The sequence below is a fragment of the Streptomyces misionensis genome (assembly GCF_007896895.1).
GTDB lineage: Bacteria > Actinomycetota > Actinomycetes > Streptomycetales > Streptomycetaceae > Streptomyces > Streptomyces misionensis_A.
This window is the reverse complement of record NZ_VOGW01000058.1, coordinates 26,798-29,085: the sequence shown is the minus strand read 5'-3', so window position 1 is coordinate 29,085 and position 2,288 is coordinate 26,798. Positions and strand designations below refer to the sequence as shown.

At 75.1% G+C, this 2,288-nt stretch carries 2 protein-coding genes; both read left to right on the top strand.

Annotation, left to right across the window (positions count from 1 at the left end):
- Positions 1-180 precede the first annotated feature (180 nt).
- Entirely contained in the window at positions 181-978 is a 798-nt protein-coding gene (locus FRZ03_RS10620) for a TetR/AcrR family transcriptional regulator (protein WP_146464896.1), read from the top strand.
- A gap of 210 nt (positions 979-1,188) precedes the next feature.
- Positions 1,189-2,288 (top strand): sigma-70 family RNA polymerase sigma factor (locus FRZ03_RS10615; protein WP_261398853.1); only part of this gene is annotated, 1,100 nt, incomplete at its 3' end.

Here is a 2,288-nt window from a genome sequence, read left to right as displayed (position 1 = left end):
GAACCTGTCCCTTCTGAATTGACTTCCTCTCAACTATGTTCGTGGGGACGGGGTGTGGGGGATGTGGTCGCACGGGCCTGCGACGGGCGGGGCCGCGGCGACCGGTACCACCTTCGCGCACTCCGGCATCAGTGACGGGGAGAGTCTCCGGGGGGAGACGTCATGTACCGGGGGAAACACATGCATATTCAGGACACGTCTTGGCCGGCCGCCACGATGGCCGCCGGCGGCCCGGCCGTGAAGGTGCCGGCGGCACCGGCGGTCGCGACGGCGAACGGGCGCGCGGACGGGGCGCGCACGACGCCGCTGCGGGTGGACGCACAGCGCAATCTGGAGCACGTGCTGCGGGCGGCGCGTGAGGTGTTCGGCGAGCTGGGGTACGGCGCGCCGATGGAGGACGTGGCACGGCGGGCGCGGGTCGGGGTCGGCACGGTGTACCGGCGCTTTCCCAGCAAGGACGTGCTGGTCCGGCGGATAGCCGAGGAGGAGACGGCCCGGCTGACCGAGCAGGCGCGGGCGGCGCTGGGCCAGGAGGACGAGCCGTGGTCGGCGCTGTCCCGGTTCCTGCGGACGTCGGTGGCGTCGGGGGCGGGGCGGCTGCTGCCGCCGCAGGTGCTGCGCGTCGGCTCCGCGCAGGGCTCCACCGGTCCGGCCGACGGCACCGGGGCGCTGGAAGCGGCCCGGGTGCCGCAGCAGCGGGTGCAGCCGGGCGGCGGTGAACTGCGCCTGGTGACGCAGGACTCCGTGGACGCGGCGGACGACACCGGGGTCGGCGCGCTGCTGTCGGTCGTCGGCCAGCTGGTGGAACGGGCACGGGCGGCGGGCGAGTTGCGCACGGACGTGTCCGTGTCCGACGTGCTGCTGGTGATCGCCACGGCGGCCCCGTCCCTGCCGGACGCGGCCCAGCAGGCGGCGGCGTCCGCGCGGCTGCTGGACATCCTGCTGGAGGGCCTGCGGTCGCGTCCCGCGGCGGTCTGAGAGGTCGCCCTTCCCTCCTTCCCCACCCGCACCACCCGTGCCGCTACGTGGCCGGGTGGTGCGGGTGGCCTCTTTCCGGGGGCCCGGGAGCGGTTCGTCCGGGGGTGTCCGCCCGGACGGGTGACCGAGGCCGCGGGGTGTCGTTGTAGAAATGGCGATGTGGCACTCTGTGGCCGTGACGGGTTGGGCCGGGGGCGGGGGCGTTCCGCTATGAGCATTGACGGGTGGGACGGGTCACGCGGTGACGACGGCGATGTGGAGGCCGTCGGACCGGACGCCCCGCAGGTGCCGAGTCAGGGGCGGCGGGTGAGCCACCAGGGCGTGCCGGCCCAGCGCGGCAAGGACGCGCCGCCCGGTGACGCCGAGCTGATCGAACGGATGCGGGGCGGGGACGACTCCGCGTACGAGGAGCTGTACCGGCGGCACGCCGGCGCGGTGCGCCGGTACGCGCGGACCTGCTGCCGGGACGAGCACACCGCCGACGACCTCACCGCCGAGGTCTTCGCCCGCATGCTGCAGGCGGTGCGCGGCGGTTCGGGCCCGGAGCACGCCGTACGGGCCTATCTGCTGACCTCGGTGCGGCGCGTCGCCGCGCACTGGATCAGGTCGGCCCGGCGCGAACAGCTCGTCGACGACTTCGCCGCCTTCGCCCAGCAGGCCGCCCGGTCCACCGAGGCGTCCGACGACACCCTCGAACTCGGCGCCGACGTACGGGCGTTGCACGAGGCCGAGCAGTCCATGGCCATGCGGGCGTTCCGTTCGCTGCCCGAGCGCTGGCAGGCCGTGCTGTGGCACACCGAGGTGGAGGACGAGTCCCCGAGCGAGGTGGCCGTCCTGTTCGGCCTGGACGCCAACGGGACCCGGGTGCTCGCCAGCCGCGCCCGCGAGGGGCTGAAGCAGGCGTATCTCCAGGCGCATGTCAGCGCCACCCTCACCGCCGACGCGGAGTGCGCCCGCTACGCCGACCAGCTCGGCTCCTACGCCCGCCGCAAGCTGCGCGTCCGCGCCGAGCGGGGGCTGCGCAGGCATCTGGCGGAGTGCGCCAGATGCCGGCTGGCGGCGGCGCAGATCGAAGAGGTCGCCGGCGGCATCCCCGCAGTGGTGCCGGTCGCGGTCATCGGCTGGTTCGGGACCGCCGGGTACGCCAAGGCGCTCGGCCTCGTGGCCGGCGGGGCGGGGGCCGGCGCCGCGGGGGCCGCCGAAGGGCAGCACGACGGAAGGGGGCGAGGCGCCCGTGGCGCGGTAGCGGGCCAGCGCGATGTCGAGCGTGCCGGCGGCGGGCCGGGCGTAGTCGAGCGGGACCGTCACCT